The sequence below is a fragment of the Comamonas sp. 23 genome, assembly GCF_049601575.1.
In the GTDB taxonomy this organism is placed as follows: domain Bacteria; phylum Pseudomonadota; class Gammaproteobacteria; order Burkholderiales; family Burkholderiaceae_C; genus Comamonas; species Comamonas squillarum.
Window position 1 is genome coordinate 2,489,924 of sequence record NZ_CP187127.1, and the last position, 15,778, is coordinate 2,505,701.

General features: G+C 63.5%; 12 protein-coding genes. 4 read left to right on the forward strand and 8 right to left on the reverse strand.

The window, feature by feature from the left end; all coding sequences use genetic code 11:
- Nucleotides 1-53: 53 nt before the first annotated feature.
- Nucleotides 54-1,085, reverse strand: a complete 1,032-nt coding sequence (gene kdgT / locus ACPEE1_RS11160) for a 2-keto-3-deoxygluconate transporter (RefSeq protein WP_116924035.1) — start codon at nucleotides 1,083-1,085, stop codon at nucleotides 54-56.
- Nucleotides 1,086-1,340: 255 nt separating this feature from the next.
- Between kdgT and kduD the strand changes: the two genes are divergently transcribed.
- Together kduD and kdgR are read left to right on the forward strand one after the other, a co-directional pair.
- Nucleotides 1,341-2,168 carry a 2-dehydro-3-deoxy-D-gluconate 5-dehydrogenase KduD gene (kduD, locus tag ACPEE1_RS11165; protein WP_182341749.1) on the forward strand — a complete coding sequence of 276 codons (828 nt, stop codon included), beginning with the start codon at nucleotides 1,341-1,343 and terminating at the stop codon, nucleotides 2,166-2,168.
- A gap of 40 nt (nucleotides 2,169-2,208) precedes the next feature.
- Entirely contained in the window at nucleotides 2,209-3,060 is an 852-nt protein-coding gene (gene kdgR / locus ACPEE1_RS11170) for a DNA-binding transcriptional regulator KdgR (protein WP_423932624.1), read from the forward strand.
- A gap of 54 nt (nucleotides 3,061-3,114) precedes the next feature.
- Here the strand turns inward: kdgR and ACPEE1_RS11175 are convergent, their stop codons facing one another.
- Nucleotides 3,115-3,789 carry a phytanoyl-CoA dioxygenase family protein gene (locus tag ACPEE1_RS11175; RefSeq protein ID WP_182341746.1) on the reverse strand — a complete coding sequence of 225 codons (675 nt, stop codon included), beginning with the start codon at nucleotides 3,787-3,789 and terminating at the stop codon, nucleotides 3,115-3,117.
- A gap of 10 nt (nucleotides 3,790-3,799) precedes the next feature.
- Nucleotides 3,800-4,765 (reverse strand): LysR family transcriptional regulator, encoded by a 966-nt coding sequence (locus ACPEE1_RS11180; RefSeq protein ID WP_260720273.1) that lies wholly within the window; start codon nucleotides 4,763-4,765, stop codon nucleotides 3,800-3,802.
- A 180-nt stretch (nucleotides 4,766-4,945) separates the two neighbouring features.
- Between ACPEE1_RS11180 and ACPEE1_RS11185 the strand changes: the two genes are divergently transcribed.
- The gene (locus ACPEE1_RS11185) at nucleotides 4,946-6,163 is read left to right on the forward strand and encodes an MFS transporter (RefSeq protein ID WP_423932627.1); all 1,218 of its coding nucleotides are present in this window, start codon (nucleotides 4,946-4,948) and stop codon (nucleotides 6,161-6,163) included.
- A gap of 75 nt (nucleotides 6,164-6,238) precedes the next feature.
- On the opposite strand, the gene ACPEE1_RS11190 is transcribed toward ACPEE1_RS11185, so the two are convergent.
- From ACPEE1_RS11190 to arfB, 5 genes are all read right to left on the reverse strand, one after another.
- Nucleotides 6,239-8,374: a TonB-dependent receptor domain-containing protein gene (locus ACPEE1_RS11190; RefSeq protein WP_423932629.1), complete on the reverse strand. Its 2,136-nt coding sequence runs from the start codon at nucleotides 8,372-8,374 to the stop codon at nucleotides 6,239-6,241.
- 340 nt (nucleotides 8,375-8,714) lie between these two features.
- A complete protein-coding gene (locus tag ACPEE1_RS11195) occupies nucleotides 8,715-9,983 on the reverse strand; it encodes a DUF11 domain-containing protein (protein ID WP_133247958.1) in 1,269 nt (422 codons plus the stop codon).
- 430 nt (nucleotides 9,984-10,413) lie between these two features.
- Nucleotides 10,414-11,832, reverse strand: a complete 1,419-nt coding sequence (locus ACPEE1_RS11200; protein ID WP_423932632.1) for an ATP-binding protein — start codon at nucleotides 11,830-11,832, stop codon at nucleotides 10,414-10,416.
- The gene (locus tag ACPEE1_RS11205) at nucleotides 11,829-12,578 is read right to left on the reverse strand and encodes a response regulator (protein WP_116924025.1); all 750 of its coding nucleotides are present in this window, start codon (nucleotides 12,576-12,578) and stop codon (nucleotides 11,829-11,831) included. Before ACPEE1_RS11205 ends, ACPEE1_RS11200 begins: the two co-directional genes overlap by 4 nt.
- 73 nt (nucleotides 12,579-12,651) lie before the next feature.
- The gene (gene arfB / locus ACPEE1_RS11210) at nucleotides 12,652-13,068 is read right to left on the reverse strand and encodes an alternative ribosome rescue aminoacyl-tRNA hydrolase ArfB (RefSeq protein ID WP_116924024.1); all 417 of its coding nucleotides are present in this window, start codon (nucleotides 13,066-13,068) and stop codon (nucleotides 12,652-12,654) included.
- 350 nt (nucleotides 13,069-13,418) lie between these two features.
- Here arfB and ACPEE1_RS11215 point away from each other — a divergent pair, with 350 nt between their 5' ends.
- On the forward strand, nucleotides 13,419-15,653 hold the full coding sequence (locus ACPEE1_RS11215) for an NADP-dependent isocitrate dehydrogenase (protein ID WP_116924459.1): 2,235 nt from the start codon (nucleotides 13,419-13,421) through the stop codon (nucleotides 15,651-15,653).
- The last annotated feature ends 125 nt before the right edge of the window (nucleotides 15,654-15,778 follow it).

Genomic DNA, 15,778 nt, shown 5'->3' on the forward strand with positions numbered 1-15,778 from the left:
CCTGGGCGCGCTATGGACTAGCGCGCCAGGCGAGGGGGTAAAGCTGAGTACGCTTAGAAGTGCCCGTCCTGCGCCAGCTTGGGCGGGCTGCCAGCGGCGCTGGTTGGCGGGGTGGGTGCTGCCACCGATGCCTGCGGGCGGCGTCCATACTTGCGCGCCCACATGGCCGTGAGGATCGGCACCAGAATGGCGGTCAGCAGGCAGGCGGTGGCGGTGATGGCGGTGGCCGAATCGGCCATGGACTTGAGCTCGGGCACCATGGTGCCGATGATTTGCGGATTGGCAACAGCTGCACCAGCGGTGGACGAGGCGGCCAGCCCCGCAGTGCCATTGCCGCCGCCAATGTACTTATCCGCCAGGATCAGCGGGATGCCGGTGACGATGATGACGGCCACGCCGACAAACACACCGGTAAAGCCGCTCTTGGCGATGACACCCAGGTCAATCGAGCAGCCCAGCGCAAAGCCGAAGAACGGAATCAGCGGATGCACGCAGCGGCCAAAGAACTCGCGCAGGTTCGCATCCAGGTTGCCCAGCGCAAAGCCGATCAAAAACGGCAGCACCGCGCCGGCAAACAAGCGTGGCTCAAAAACCGCGACGCCGGTGGCGCCCAGAATCAGCATGCTGACCAGTGGGCCCGACTCGATGGAGGTCAGCACAAAGGCGCCGGCCTCCTCTTGCGTGCCGTATTGCTGCATCAGCGCGGCATACAGCCCCCCATTGGTCATGTCCATCGCGGTGACCAGCGCGAGCACCGAGAGGCCGGTGAACAGCCCCGTCTGGATGCCGCCGGCCGGTAAAAAGCGCGTGGCCACCATCGCCACCACCCAGGCGACCAGGATCTTGGTGAGCACCAAGGTGCCGGATTTTTTCAGCACCACGCCGGTGGCCTTGAGGTTGATCGTCGCCCCCATGCAAAAGAACCAGACCGCGAGGATCGGCACGGTGCCGGTCATCAGCCCGTTGGTGAACGAGCCAAAGTACTTGCCGGCATCTGCTGCAAAGGTGTGCACGCAGGCGCCCAGCAGCAGGGGAATCAGCATGAGCCCGCCGGGCACACGCTCAATGGTTTTCTGGATTTCCATGTCTCGCTCCTCACACTTTGGTGGTGGTTTGTTATCGCTTGTAGAGGTGTTGTCCGATGACTATCATGGCAACCGGGACAGTGTTCCATAAATTTAAATTCAAAAAATAGCTGGTAAACCCTTTGTTTTTTGCTATTCATAAAAATTTACGGAACAGTGTTCTGAAAAACAAAAAATGTGTTCCAATGGTTGCCATATCTCCCGGTCAGCCCGCGTTTTGGCGGGCCGCTTTTGTACCCATTGCATTCACCAGCCATGTCCGATTCATGCTTTGCCCCAGCGCCTGTCGCTGCCCCCGCCAGCCCCCGCCACCCTTTTGATCTGCAGGGGCGGGTAGCGCTGGTGACTGGCTGCAATACCGGCATCGGTGCGGGCATTGCGGTGGCGCTGGCGCAGGCGGGGGCCGATATCGTGGCGCTCAACCGCAGTGAGGCCAGCCAGACGGCAGCGCAGGTGCAGGCGCTGGGCCGGCGTTTTATCGCGGTGCAGGCCGATCTGTCTGACACGGCGGCCATAGGCGATGCGCTGGCCCAGGTGCTGGCGGCCTGCGGGCAGGTCGATATCCTGGTGAACAATGCTGGCATCATTCGCCGTGCGGATGCGCTGGACTTCACGGAAGAGGACTGGGATGCGGTGATGAACACCAACCTCAAAAGCCTGTTCTTTCTGTCGCAGGCTGTGGCGCGCCATATGCTGGACTGCGCCGCACGGCAAGGCGCGCAGTGGCAGGGCGGCAAGATCATCCATATCGCGTCGCTGCTGTCGTTCCAGGGCGGGGTGCGTGTGCCGTCATACACAGCAGCCAAGAGCGGTGTGCTGGGTTTGACCCGGCTGATGGCCAATGAATGGGCCGGCAAGGGCATCCATGTGAATGCGATCGCGCCAGGCTATATCGAGACCAACAACACCGAGGCACTGCGCCAGGATGCAGGCCGCGCCGGTGAGATCCTGCAGCGCATCCCCGCGGGCCGCTGGGGCCAGCCGGCGGACCTGGGTGGCGCGGCGGTATTTCTGGCCTCCAGCGCGGCCGACTATGTGCATGGCCATACCTTGGCCGTCGATGGCGGCTGGCTGGCCCGATAATCGAGGCCATCCACACAGCCCAACACAGAAGGACGGACCGATGAGCGAGAGCCCCGCAGCCATGGACAAGACCGACACCGTCGCCGCGGTGGAGAAAGCCTTTGCCATTCTGGAATGCCTGGGCAACCAGCGCGATGTCAGCGTGACCGCGCTGGCCCAGCACCTGGCGCTGTCCAAGTCCTCCGTGCACCGGCTGCTGCAAACCTTGAAGGCGCTGGGCTATGTGGCGCAGGATGGCGAGTCCGAGCTGTACCGCGCCACCTTGCGGCTGTTTGAGCTAGGCGGCAAGGCGCTGGAGAACACCGACCTGGTGCGCGAGGCCGATGAGGAGATGCGCCGCCTGGGGGCGCTGACCCGCGAGACCATCCACCTGGGCGCGCTCGATGAGGACGCGATCATCTACATCCACAAGATCGAATCGGATTTTGGGCTGCGCATGCAGTCGCGCATTGGCCGGCGCAAGCCCTTGCACAGCACTGCCATTGGCAAGGTGCTGCTGGCCTTCATGCCGGCCGAGCAGGCGCGGGCGCTGCTGTCGTCGCAGCCGCTCAAGCTGTTCACGCCCCGCACCTTGAGCTCCGTCGATGCCGTGATGGACATCCTGCCCCGCGTGCGTGCGCAGGAGGTGGCCGAGGACGACGAGGAGGCCGAGCCCGGCCTGCGCTGCATTGCGGTGCCGGTGTTTGACCGCTTTGGCCATGTGATTGCTGCGCTGTCGGTGTCTTTCCCGGTCATGCGCTGCGGCGCAGATACGCCGCATTACTACCGCACACTGCTGAAAACCGCCAGTGCGGCGATCTCGCAAAAGATGGGCTGGCATGCGCCGCACATTGCCAAAGATGCGAAAGATGCAGAAGGCGAGCCGATCAGCACAGGCGACGCGCCGCTTTAACGCGGCTCGCGCTGCCTGGGTTCAGCCGGGCACCAAGCGGGTATCAAGCTGGCATCAGGCAGATGCCAGCACAAAATCGCCAGGCGCGTAGCGCGCGCTGGTATCCATGCGCACCTGGCGCAGCGCTGCGGTTTGCTGGTGCGCGTCGTACAGCCCTTCGGCGGCATAGTTGATCAGCAGGCTGCGGCGGTGCGCGCCGCTGGGGTTGAGGCTGGCGGCATGCAGCAAGTCGACATCAAACACCAGAATATCGCCGGCCTGGCCGGCGATCTGAATCGCCTGCGATTCGTCATGCTCGCTGCGCGCAGCTTCTTCTGCGTTGGGGCGGTGGCTGGCCGGGATCAAGCGGGTGGCGCCGTTGTCCGGCCCAAAGTCATCCAAAAAGGCCAGCGCGCCCACAGTGTCGCCCGGCCGTTGGTTGGACAAGTCACGGTGCAGGCGCTGGTAGCCGCCACCACCAATGGGCTCGCGCCCTTCGACCTGCGACAGAAAAAAGCGCTCGCCAATCAGCACACCCGCAGCGGCCAATAGCTGCGGCAGCTGGCACACGGCGAGTATCTGGGGGTTGTCATCGACCAGTGCATGGCGCCAATCCCAGCCCCGGGGCACGGGCCAGTGGCTGGTGATGCCCGCATCAAAGGCCTCGCGCAAACCCGGCAACCAGGCGACTGGGATGGCCTGGCGCAGCAGCACATAGCCGTCGTGCTGGAGCTGTTCGCATGCGTCCATGGTCTGCCTTTCAAGCTGCGCGGTCGGGTGGGGAAGGGGCAGCAGGCAGTATAGCCAGTGGAGCCGGGGTGTGGCCTGGGGTGCCGGGCGCGCGCAGTGGCAGGGATGCGGCCATGCAGTCGATAAACACCCGCAGCCTCGGTGCCAGCTGTTTGCTCGATGACCAGAGCAGCCGAAAGCTGCCTTCATGGACCACCTGTGCGTCCAGCACAGTCACCAGCTGGCCGCGTGCGATGGCAGCGCGCACCATAAAGTCCGGCAGGCAGGTAATGCCCAGGCCCGCAATGGCCGCTTCCATCAGCGCCGATGTGGTGGTGCAGACCATGGACGTGGGCAAGCTCCAGGCGGCAGCGCCGGCGTCGGCGCGCAGCGGCCAGGGCTCCAACTTGCCGCTGCTGGGAAAGCGGTGCTGCAGGCAGGCATGGGTGGCCAGGTTGGCCGGCTGCTGGGGCGTGCCACGCGCTGCGAGATAGCTGGGGGCGGCCACCAGCTGCAGCGCAAAGCTGCCCAGCACCCGCGACACCAGCCGCGAATCGGCGGCCTCTCCAGTGCGCATCACCACATCAAAACCTTCCTCGATCACATCGACCAGCCGGTCGCTGAAATCCAGGTCCAGGGTAATGGCCGGGTAGCGCTGCATAAAAGCCGTGAGCGCAGGCATGACCAGCGCATCGACCTGCGGCAGGCTCACCCGCAAGCGCCCGCGCGGGGACTGCCAGGTCTCGGACAGCTCCAGCTCTGCGGCCTCGACCTCGCACAGAATGCGGCGACAGCGCTCCAGGAACAGCGCGCCTTCGGCTGTCAACGTCATGCTGCGGGTGCTGCGGTGGAACAGCCGCACGCCCAGGCGCGTCTCCAGCCGGCAAATGCTTTTGCCCACGGCCGATGCAGAAACGCCCAGCACGCGCCCGGCTGCCGAATAGCTGCGTGCATCGGCCGCTTGCACAAAGACGGCGATACCACTCAATGCGTCGATGGTGGATGTTGCTCCTGTCGCTGGTTGATTGCGGACAATTTGTCCGATATGTTTTGAATCTCGGCATTATTGTCTTGCACAGGCAATCCTTGCACCATGGCGGCTCATTGTTTTTCATTCGCCCCAGGCCTGCCAGCCCGCTGGCCAGCGCGGGCTTGTACAGGACTTTCCGGTTGTGCCATGGCAGATTCTTCTTCGCTTTCCTCTCATCCATCCCCCCATCTTGAACCCAGCTGCCCACCCCAGCGCGGCGGCCTGCCGCTCGCATCGCTGCTGGCGCTCGCACTGGCGGGCTTTGTCACCATCCTGACGGAGGCCTTGCCCGCCGGTTTGCTGCCGCAGATCAGTGCCGGGCTTGGGGTGTCGCAGGCGATGGCCGGGCAGCTGGTCAGCCTGTATGCGATCGGCTCCTTGGTGGCGGCGATACCGCTGACGGCGGCCACTCAGCGCATGCGCCGCAAGCCTTTGCTGCTGGCGGCCTTGGCAGGATTTGTGCTGGCCAACAGCATCACCACGGTGTCGGGCAGCTACGCGCTCACCTTGCTGGCCCGCTTTGTTGCCGGGGTGGCGGCAGGTCTGCTCTGGGCCTTGCTGGCCGGTTATGCCACGCGCATGGTGCCGCCACACCATAGCGGGCGCGCCATTGCGATGGCGATGCTGGGCGCGCCGCTGGCGCTGTCGTTGGGACTGCCACTGGGCACCTGGATGGGGCAGCACCTGGGCTGGCGCCTGTGCTTTGGCAGCATGAGTGTGCTGGCGCTGCTGCTGATGGCCTGGGTGCAGCTGCGCCTGCCCGATTTTGCCGGCCAGCCCGCCTGCCAGTCCTTTGGGCTGGGCCAAGTGTTCCGCCTGCCTGGGGTGCGGCCGGTGCTGCTGGTGGTCTTGGCCTATGTGCTGGCGCACAACCTGCTCTACACCTATATCGCGCCTTTGCTGGCCCCTGCCAACCTGGGCGCACAGATCGACCGGGTGCTGCTGGTGTTTGGGCTGATGTCGGTGATGGGCATCTGGATCACCGGCCTGCTGATTGACCGCCATCTGCGTGCGCTGACGCTGGCGAGCACGGGGCTGTTTCTGCTCGGCGCCGTGTTGCTGGCGCTCGCGATGGAGCAGCCTGCGGCCGTTTATCTGGCCGTGGCCGTCTGGGGCCTGGGCTTTGGTGGGCTGCCGCCGCTGCTGCAAACGGCCTTGGCCAAGAGCGCCGGGCCAGCCGCCGATGTGGCGCAGTCGATGCTGGTGACGTCTTGGAACCTGGCGATTGCCGGGGGCGGCATGGCCGGTGGCGTATTGCTGGCCCAGTGGGGCGTGGCGGCCTTCTCGCCAGCGGTAGTCCTGCTGATGCTGCTGAGCCTGGCAGTGGTGCTGATGGCCAAGCGCCATGGCTTTGCAACGGCCTAGCCCTGACAGAGCTACGCATGGAAAAAGGCGCTGAGATGTGACCCTCAGCGCCTGGATTTTGGAACCTGAACCGGCTTAGAAGCTGGCCGTCAAGGTTGCAAAGAAACGGCGGCCGGGCAGGTAGAAATTGTTGCCCACATCGCGGTTGCCGCTGGCATGGCGGTCAAACAGGTTCTTCACGCCAGCGTTGATGCGCAGCGCCTGGTTGATGCGGTAGTTGGCAGCCAGGTCGTACAGCACATAGCTGTTCTGGATGCGCTGCTCGCCAAAGTTGGAGTTGTCGGCCAGGCGCTGGGCCAGGCCCATTTGCTTGCCCACCAGCTCGGCGCCCAGGCTTAGGCCCAGGGCAGTATTGACCTGCCAGTCCAGCACCGAGGAGCCGCTCCATTTGGAGACGGTGGTCAGCGCCACACCGGTGGTCTTGTTCTCGGCCTTGAGCATATGGGTCAGGCTGTTGTTCCAGGTGATGGTACGGCTGAGTGGCACGCGCAGATTGGCTTCGAGCCCGCGCGTGATGGCCGCGTCGATGTTCACATACTGGGCCCAGTAGTTGCTGCCGCCCGTCAAGTAGCCAATGCCTTGCGAATCGATCTTGTCCTTGAAATCGGTGTTGAAGAAGGTCAGGCCCGCTTGCCAGCCTCCATGCTCCCAGGCGGCGCCAAACTCCCAGTTCTGCGAGGTCTCGGGCTTGAGGTCGGAGTTGCCCCGGATGCTGCAACCGCCGCCGGTGTAGCCGGCAAAGCCGCAGCCCGCGCCTTGCGACTGGCTCACAAAGTTCTCGTTCGACTGGCGCAGGTTGGGCGCGCGGAAACCTTCGGAGTAGCCGCCACGCAAGGTCCAGGCAGCGCTGGGGTGGTAGACCAGGTAGGCGCGCGGGCTCACGTGAGAGCCATAGTCGTCATGGCGGTCACCGCGCAGGCCCAGTGTCAAGGTCAGGTTGTCGCGCAAAAAGATCTGGTCTTCGACAAACAGCGCCTGCGACTTGGCCTGCTTAAAGCTGAGGCCGACCACGCCCGCCTCATTGGCAACTGAGCCCACCGAGTTCGGGTTGTCCAGCTCCTGGCGCTGCCACTGCCCGCCCACGGTCAGCATCTGGTCAAAGCCCCATTTGAAGGGCATGGTCACCGAGCCGTCGAGGATCAGGTCTTCCGAGACCGAATGCGTGCTGTAGGTCTGGGTGGGAGTGCCGCCGGGCACGGGCACCAACTGGCCGTTTTCAATGCGCGGGGCGGTCGTCTCGTTGCTGTACTTGCTGTGGCTGAGCGAGAGCTTGGAGCTGCCAAAGCTGTACTTGCCCTGGTGGGTCAGGCTGGTGCTTTCGCGCTCCATGTTCGATGGACCACGGGTGGTGGCAGCCGCTGCAAAGCCGCCGGGGTTGCTGGTGGAGGGCGAGGGGCCGCCCAGGGTCTTCCACTCGGCGCGCTGCACATCCAGGCTCAGCTTGTGGCTGTCGTTGATGTCCCAATCGAGGCGCGCACCAAGCGACTGGCGCTTGGCGCCTTCACGCCCGCCGCCCCAGCGGAAGGCCGTGGTGCCGTCTTCCAGGCCACTGTCTGCCTGGCGGTAGGTTTGCTGGTCATTGAGCTGCAGCTTGAAGCCATGGCCCAGCGGGCCGCTGATGTTGAATCCAACGCTGTAGTCATTGCCACGGATGGATTCGGGATTGATCTCGGCACCGGCCGAGACCTGGCCGCCCCATGTGTCGCCGCCTTTTTTGGTGATGATGTTGATCACGCCACCCATTGCGTCCGAGCCGTAGAGCGAGGACATGGGGCCGCGCACCACTTCGATGCGCTCGATCGCCTCGGGCGCAATCCAGTTGAGCTCATTGCGGGTGTAGCGGTCAAAGGTCTCGCTGGAGCTGCCCACGCGCACGCCATCCACCAGGATCAGGGTGTACTGCTGGGGCAGGCCACGGATCTGGATGCTGGTGCCGCCATCGGGCGTGGTGGCTTGCGTCAGGCCCGGCACGCGGCGCAGCACCTCGTTCAAATCCGTGGCTGGCACGCGCGCTATGTCTTCGGCGGTCAGCACCGTGAGGCTGGCCGGCGCATCCTTGACGGCCGTGGCCGTCGCAGCCGCCGTCACGGTGATCGTGTCCAGCGTGGTGCCGGGCTCCGTGTTGGTTTGCGCCAATGCGGCCGATGACAGGCACAGGCCTGCGGCCAGCGCAATGGGAAGAAGGGGGAATGAAGCAGCGGGATGGGACATGACAACAAGCAGATGCGGTAAGACGGCCTGCAGGCGGCGCAGCCGCGGGCATTGCCGGGCGGGCCAAGGGTATGCAGAGCGGAGCTGGCTGGCGTGGATGCGGCGCAGAGCCGATCACGCTGGCTGGGTGAGCAAATGAATTCGCAATCAGAATCATTTGCGATGCATGTGGCTGGCGTTTGCCTGTTTGTGTCAGTTTGTGTCAGTTTGTGACTTTACGTGCTGTTAGATTGAGGACAGGCAGCGTGTGCTTCATCTGCGGGGCTGCTGCTCGCGAAAGAAACGGAAACGCCCCCACAGCGTTGGCTGAAGGGGCGTGACGGGCAAGAAGGTGCCGACGTTACACAGAACCCTGAGACCGCACTTTGCGCGCTCCCAAGGCCGCCAGCAATCCGCCCAAGGCCAACAAAGCCCACGGAGCATCTGCGGGCACAGGGGTAGGCGCTGCCGGCTCGGGCGTGACAGGCTTGACGACGGTGATGCTGGCCGATGCCGCGCATTGAGCGGCAGCCGCGCCCCCAGACGCTGCAGAGCACTGTGTGGTTGCGGCGTCTGGCGTCGCTTGGACCGTGTTCGTCAGCGAGCCTGGCGTTGCATTGGCGTTAACGCTGGCTTGGAGGGTGAACGTCAGCTGTCCGCCAGCCCCTCCTGCTGTCGCGGCGGGTGGCAAAGCCAGATTGCTGAGGTTGAGAGGACCGGTGCCGCTGCTGGGGACAGGGCAGCTCGCCCCATTGGCTGCCGTGCAGGCCCATGCGTTCAGGGTGATATCAGCGGGTGGGGTGTCTGTCAGTTGCGCAACAGTGGCATCTTGCGAGCCTTGGTTGGTCAGCACAATGTCGTAGCTGAATGTGCCGCCTACGTTGACTTGGCTCGCACTGGCGGTTTTGGTGATGTCGACCGTCGTGGGATTGCACACAGCCGTGGGCTCAGCCTGCACCAGCAAACCGGTCACCCAGCCATAGTCCAGAACCTGAAAAACGATTTCGTTCAAGCCGGGTTTCCAGTCCTGCGTCAAGGTGCGCGAGACGGGTGGCGTGGAAAATGTCGAGCCCGGGCTGATGACCGGTGCGTAAGTGCTTTGGGCGACGCCGTTGACATAGATCTCTGTCGCGACATCATCCACCAGGTAGGACAACTGCACCGACAGATCCGCCGGATTGACCGCAGGGTCCAGGTTGAACTGGTACCGGTAATAGCCCCAGCGTTGGGAGGCCGCACCACTAAAGCCCATTGGCGAAACCCAATTGGCATTGGCGTAGGGCGACGTGCTCCAGGGCGATGTCCAATAGACCGTGAGGGGCCCCCAGCTGGCTTCAGGTATTGCGCTCAACGCGATCGAAGGGTTGGTGACCGGCCTGCCTGCAAACGCGAATTTCCACGATGGCTCTGCGGCGCCTTGGGCCAAAGCGCCACCGGTTGACGCGTCATGTCCAGTGCTAAAAGCGTCCGATGACGAACTGCATGACACCGTGGGCAGTGCCGCTTGTGCCTGCACGTTGAATGACGACAACAGCCCAGCAAACGCAATGAACAGTCCGGTTGCCGAGGGGAGCACAGCTGCATGGATACCCTTACCCCCGGGCATGTTTGAAGAAACGTGGAACTTCACAATATGACTTTCTGTTGGAATATCTACGCGATGCGCAACCGCATGACTAAGCGGCGCGCTTGGCGGTCGAGATTCTAGGCTTCTAGGTGCCCAGAGATCGTGTATTGAACTTTGTTGTCACTCGTCTGCTTATTGTAATGATGGTGACAAAATGTGTCCATTGTCTGTTTGGTTCCTTGATGGCTGTTGTGCTCTTAAATGAACAGCATTAAGGCCAAATACGTGGGGCGCATTCGGTGGACATAGAAGAGAAGACAGCAGACTGCCTGGGATAGTGTGTGCTCTACGTCAGACAGTTTTGCGAAAGGCCTTTAGCGACGCCGTGTTGAAATTCGATAGTTCTGTACGCGCTGTGTCGCCCTGTTGTCGCCTGAGTGTCAAGCGATGTGCTGATCTCTTCGGCGCCTGGAGTGCTGGCTTTGACAGGGCCTCAAGCCGGCAACTCAATCACCGCCCTTAACCCACCCTCGCTGCGGTTATGCAGCTTCAACTCGCCCCCATGCGCCCGCACGCATGAGCGCGCAATCGCCAGCCCCAACCCAAAGCCACCCGTCTCCCCGTTGCGGGCGACCTCCAGCCGGCTAAAGGGCCGAAAGGCCCGCTCCATGTCCTGCGGCGCAATGCCGGGGCCTTCGTCTTCGATTTCCATGCGCAAGCTGCGCGCCGTGCCAGGGTCAGCAGCATCCGGCACGGTCATCTGGACTTGCACACGGCCATAGCGCGCGGCATTGTCGATCAGGTTGGCGAGGGCGCGCTTGAGGTGGGCCGGGCGGCAGCGGTAGCTGATGCTGGGGGGCGGCGTCCAGTCCACCAGGCGGCCCAGGCTACGCTGCTGCTCGACGACTTCGCCGACGAGCGCATCCAGGTCTACCGGCTGGGTGGTTTCGCGCATCGCGTCGTCCTGGGCAAAGTGCAGGATTTCTTCGACCATGCTGTGCATCTCGTTGATGGTGCTCACCATCGCCTGGCGCAGCTCGTCATCGTCCACCAGCTCGGCGCGGATGCGCAGCGAGGTGAGGGGGGTGCGCAGGTCGTGGCCAATGGCGGCGACCATGCGGGTGCGGTCGTTGACGACGCCGAGCAAGCGGTCCTGCATCTCGTTGAAGGCTTCGATGATTTCGCGCACGCCTTCGGGCCCGGACAGCGGCAGGTGCGCGGAGCGCTCGCCCCGGCTGATGCGCTGGGCCGCCTCGGTGAGCATGCGCAGCGGCTGCATGATGCGCCGGCCAAACAGCACCGCAATGACGATGATGGGCAGCATGCCCACGGGGATGGAAAAACTCAGCACCCGGCTCCAGTGGCTGAGCAGCATGGTGGGCAGGTGCCAGCTGCTGAGCCACTGGCCATCGGGCAGGCGCACATCGACATGCAGCATCCAGCTGCCATCTTCTTCGAACGCCGGGCTCAGCAGCGCGAGGATGTCCTGGTCCACATCGCCGGCCTGGCTGGCGGCCAACGGCGAGCGCATGCGCAGATGGATGCGCACCGGCGGGTCTGCAGCATTGGCGCCCGCATCCAGGCCCAGGCGCTCTTGCAGCCTGGCGGTGAGCTTGGCTTCCTGCTCGCTAACGGGTTGGCCGTCGTCAAAGGGGCGCGCTCGGATGCGGAACTGCGAATCGGGCAGGCTGATGCTTTGCACCAGGCGCTGGGCCGATTCAGGGCTGCTCTCCAGCGCGCGGTAGGCGGCGGTGACCCGGGTCTCGATGGTGTGGGCCGACAGCGGGTGGACCACGTCACTGTCCTGGCGCAGCCAGGTCAGCAGCAAGACGGCGACCAGGTGGGCGACGACCAGGGCCAGCAGCAACAGCGCGAGCAACTGGCCGGCCAAGGTGCGCGGCAGCAGCTTCATGGCGCCAGGCGGATGTTTCTGGCCGCCAGCAGGTAGCCGTCGCCGCGCACGGTCTTGAGCATGCGGGGCTGGCGCGGGTCCGATTCGAGCTTCTTGCGCAGGCGGCTGATCTGGGTGTCGATGCTGCGGTCAAAAAATGCGGCGCCTTCGCGCTGGGTGAGGTCCATCAATTGCTGGCGGCTGAGCACGCGGTTGGAGTTCTCCAGCAGCGCGCGCAGCAGATGGAACTCTGCGGTGGTCAGCGGCACGGGGCTGAGGCCGGGGTCCTGCAGCTCGCGCGTGGCGAGGTCAAAGGACCAGCCTTCAAAGGTGTAGCGCTTTTCTGTCAAGGCTTCTGGCGCAGCAGCCGTTTGCGCCGCATCGTCTGCCCGTCTGCGGGCACCGCGCCGCAGCACGCTGCGCACCCGGGCCACCAGCTCACGCGGGTCAAAGGGCTTGAGCACATAGTCATCAGCACCAATCTCCAGGCCCGCCACCCGGTCGGCCTGGTCGGTCATTGCGGTCAGCAAGATGACGGGGGTGCCGATGTGCTCGGCCACAAAGCCGCACAGCGACAGGCCGTCCTCGCCGGGCAGCATCACGTCCAGGATGATGAGGTCGTAGCGGTGCTCCTTGAGCAGCTGCCGCATGGCGAGGCCATCACCGGCGGTGTCGACATCGAAGTCATAGCGGCGCATGAAAGTGGCAAGAGGGTCGCGGATGCTTTGGTGGTCATCGACGATCAGGATGCTGCGTCGCACATTCATGAAAATACAGGCGTTGGCCAATGAGATTACTTCTTATTATCACCGGCCCTTCGCCAGTGGGCGCGGTGCATGGTCAATCCCGCACCCGGCCGCGCTGGGCTTTGACATTGGCACGCAGGCTTTTGCTTTGCAGGCGGCGCTGCTGCGAGCCCCAGGTGGGTTTGGTGGCGCGGCGCTTGCGCGGCTCCACCGCCACGCTGGCGACCAGCGCGTTGAGGCGCTCAAGCGCATCCCAGAGGTTTTGCTCCTGGGTGCGGTAGCTCTGCGCCTTGATGACGACCACCCCATCCTGGGTGATGCGCGAATCGGCCAGCGCGAGCAAACGGGTCTGCACGGGCTCGGGCAGGCGCGAGGCGCGCACATCAAAGCGCAGGTGGATGGCGCAGCTGACCTTGTTGACGTTCTGCCCACCGGGCCCCTGGGCGCGGATGGCCGTCCACTGCACATCGGCTTCGTGCAAGGTGAGGGCGGAGGACAGGGGCGTGGTCATGGCGGGGACAGCGGTAAAAAGGATCAAAAGCGCAAAGCAAAGAGCGGGCTGGGGTTTCACAGCGCTGTCGTGCGGCGCTGGCATAACGGGCATTGACACCGTATTTTGCGGCAGCTGCGTGCTATGGCTCAACAATTCGCTGGGCCAACTCTTGTATAAGACTTAAAAAGCAGCGACAATCCTTGGTGTTGAATTCCGTATTGTGATATTGCATTGCAACATTTGACGGACAGGCTTCCCAACGACTGGCGAGCGGTCCATCATGACGGAGTTTACGCGGGCGCGCCCTGGGCCGTGGAGACAGGCCAGGGCGCGACGCACATCAGAACTTTTGCCACTTGAAAGACCAGATGACTACCCAGCAACCCACCATCATCTACACCCTGACCGACGAAGCGCCTCGTCTGGCGACCGCAGCGTTCTTGCCAGTTGTTCGCAGCTTTGCGAGCGCCGCTGGCATCAATGTGGCCGAGAGTGATATTTCGCTGGCAGCCCGCATTCTGGGTGAATTCCCTGAGTTTCTGACCGAAGCACAGCGCGTGCCCAACAACCTGGCCGACCTGGGCAAGCTGACCTTGACGCCAGATGCCAACATCATCAAGCTGCCCAATATTTCCGCATCGGTGGGCCAGCTGCAAGAAGCGATCAAGGAACTGCAAGACCACGGCTACAAGCTGCCTGACTACCCAGACAGCCCTGCCAACGACGCAGAAAAAGACATCAAGGCGCGCTATAGCAAGTGCATCGGCTCGGCAGTGAATCCCGTGCTGCGCGAAGGCAACTCCGACCGCCGCGCACCGCTGGCCGTGAAGAACTACGCCAAGAAGCACCCCCACTCGATGGGCGAGTGGAAGCAGTGGTCGCAAACCCATGTCTCGCACATGGAAGAGGGCGACTTCTACCACGGCGAAAAGTCCATGACCCTGGACAAGGCCCGCGAAGTCAAGATGGTGCTGGAGACCAAGTCCGGCAAGACCGTGGTGCTCAAGGACAAGGTCAAGCTGCAGGACGCCGAAGTGGTCGACTCGATGTTCATGAGCAAGAAGGCCCTGCTGGCTTTCTACGAAAAGGAAATCGAAGACTGCAAGCAGTCGGGCATTTTGTTCTCGCTGCACGTCAAGGCCACGATGATGAAGGTGTCCCACCCCATCGTGTTTGGCCACTGCGTGCGCATTTTCTACAAGGAAGCGTTCGAGAAGCACGGCAAGCTGTTCGATCAGCTGGGCGTGAACGTCAACAACGGCATGGCCAATCTGTACGAAAAGATTGAAACCCTGCCTGCCTCGCAACGCGAAGAAATCATCCGCGACCTGCACAAGTGCCAGGAAGGCCGCCCAGCGCTGGCGATGGTGGACTCTGCCAAGGGCATCACCAACTTCCATTCGCCCAACGACGTGATCGTGGACGCATCGATGCCTGCGATGATCCGCGCCGGCGGCAAGATGTGGGGCGCCGATGGCAAGCCTTACGACTGCAAGGCCGTGATGCCTGAGTCGACCTTTGCCCGCATCTACCAGGAAGTGATCAACTTCTGCAAGTGGCACGGCAACTTCGACCCCAAGACCATGGGCACCGTGCCCAACGTGGGCCTGATGGCGCAAAAGGCCGAGGAATACGGCTCGCACGACAAGACCTTCGAGATCAGCGAAGACGGCGTGGCCAACATCGTGGACATCGCCACCGGCGAAGTGCTGATGAGCCAGAACGTGGAGCAGGGCGACATCTGGCGCATGTGCCAGGTCAAGGATGCCCCAATCCGCGACTGGGTCAAGCTGGCTGTCACCCGCGCCCGCAACTCCGGCATGCCTGCCGTGTTCTGGCTGGATCCGTACCGCCCACACGAAGCCGAGCTGATCAAGAAGGTGCAAACCTACCTGAAGGACCACGACACGAACGGCCTGGACATCCACATCCTGTCGCAAGTGCGCGCGATGCGCTTCACGCTGGAGCGCGCAGCCCGTGGCCTGGACACCATCTCGGTGACCGGCAACATCCTGCGTGACTACCTGACCGACCTGTTCCCGATTCTGGAGCTGGGCACCTCGGCCAAGATGCTGTCGGTGGTGCCGCTGATGCAAGGCGGCGGTCTGTACGAAACCGGCGCTGGCGGCTCGGCCCCCAAGCATGTCGAGCAGCTGGTGGAAGAAAACCACCTGCGCTGGGATTCGCTGGGAGAGTTCCTGGCGCTGGCCGTGTCCTTCGAAGAGCTGGGCATCAAGAACAACAACGAGCGCGCCAAGCTGCTGGCCCAGACCCTGGACCAGGCCACCGGCAAGCTGCTCGACGAGAACAAGTCGCCATCGCGCCGCACCGGTGAGCTGGACAACCGTGGCTCGCAGTTCTACATCGCGCTGTACTGGGCCCAGGCCCTGGCCGCGCAAACGACCGATGCCGAACTGGCAGCCAAGTTTGCGCCCCTGGCCAAGAGCCTGGCCGAGAATGAAGCCAAGATCGTGGCCGAACTCAAGGACGTGCAAGGCAAGCCTGCTGACATCGGCGGCTACTACCAGCCTGACGCCGCCAAGCTGGACGCCGTGATGCGCCCCAGCAGCACCTTCAACGCAGCGGTGGCTGCACTGGGCTGATAAGGCCCAGGCCCGGGCTGGCTGATGCCGCCCAGGCTGTTTTTGCGCAACCGGCAGACCCGTGAGGGCTGCCGGTTTTTTTTATTTGCTGTCGGGTTGGAGGCCGGCATGTGTTGGCGCCATAT

What these genes read in the sequence shown, in the direction of transcription:
- kdgT (WP_116924035.1), bottom strand. Translation starts at nt 1,085, where the DNA reads ATGGAAATCCAGAAAACCATTGAGCGTGTGCCCGGCGGGCTCATGCTG.
- kduD (WP_182341749.1), top strand. Translation starts at nt 1,341, where the DNA reads ATGTCCGATTCATGCTTTGCCCCAGCGCCTGTCGCTGCCCCCGCCAGC.
- kdgR (WP_423932624.1), top strand. Translation starts at nt 2,209, where the DNA reads ATGAGCGAGAGCCCCGCAGCCATGGACAAGACCGACACCGTCGCCGCG.
- ACPEE1_RS11175 (WP_182341746.1), bottom strand. Translation starts at nt 3,789, where the DNA reads ATGGACGCATGCGAACAGCTCCAGCACGACGGCTATGTGCTGCTGCGC.
- ACPEE1_RS11185 (WP_423932627.1), top strand. Translation starts at nt 4,946, where the DNA reads ATGGCAGATTCTTCTTCGCTTTCCTCTCATCCATCCCCCCATCTTGAA.
- ACPEE1_RS11190 (WP_423932629.1), bottom strand. Translation starts at nt 8,374, where the DNA reads ATGTCCCATCCCGCTGCTTCATTCCCCCTTCTTCCCATTGCGCTGGCC.
- ACPEE1_RS11200 (WP_423932632.1), bottom strand. Translation starts at nt 11,832, where the DNA reads ATGAAGCTGCTGCCGCGCACCTTGGCCGGCCAGTTGCTCGCGCTGTTG.
- ACPEE1_RS11205 (WP_116924025.1), bottom strand. Translation starts at nt 12,578, where the DNA reads ATGAATGTGCGACGCAGCATCCTGATCGTCGATGACCACCAAAGCATC.
- arfB (WP_116924024.1), bottom strand. Translation starts at nt 13,068, where the DNA reads ATGACCACGCCCCTGTCCTCCGCCCTCACCTTGCACGAAGCCGATGTG.
- ACPEE1_RS11215 (WP_116924459.1), top strand. Translation starts at nt 13,419, where the DNA reads ATGACTACCCAGCAACCCACCATCATCTACACCCTGACCGACGAAGCG.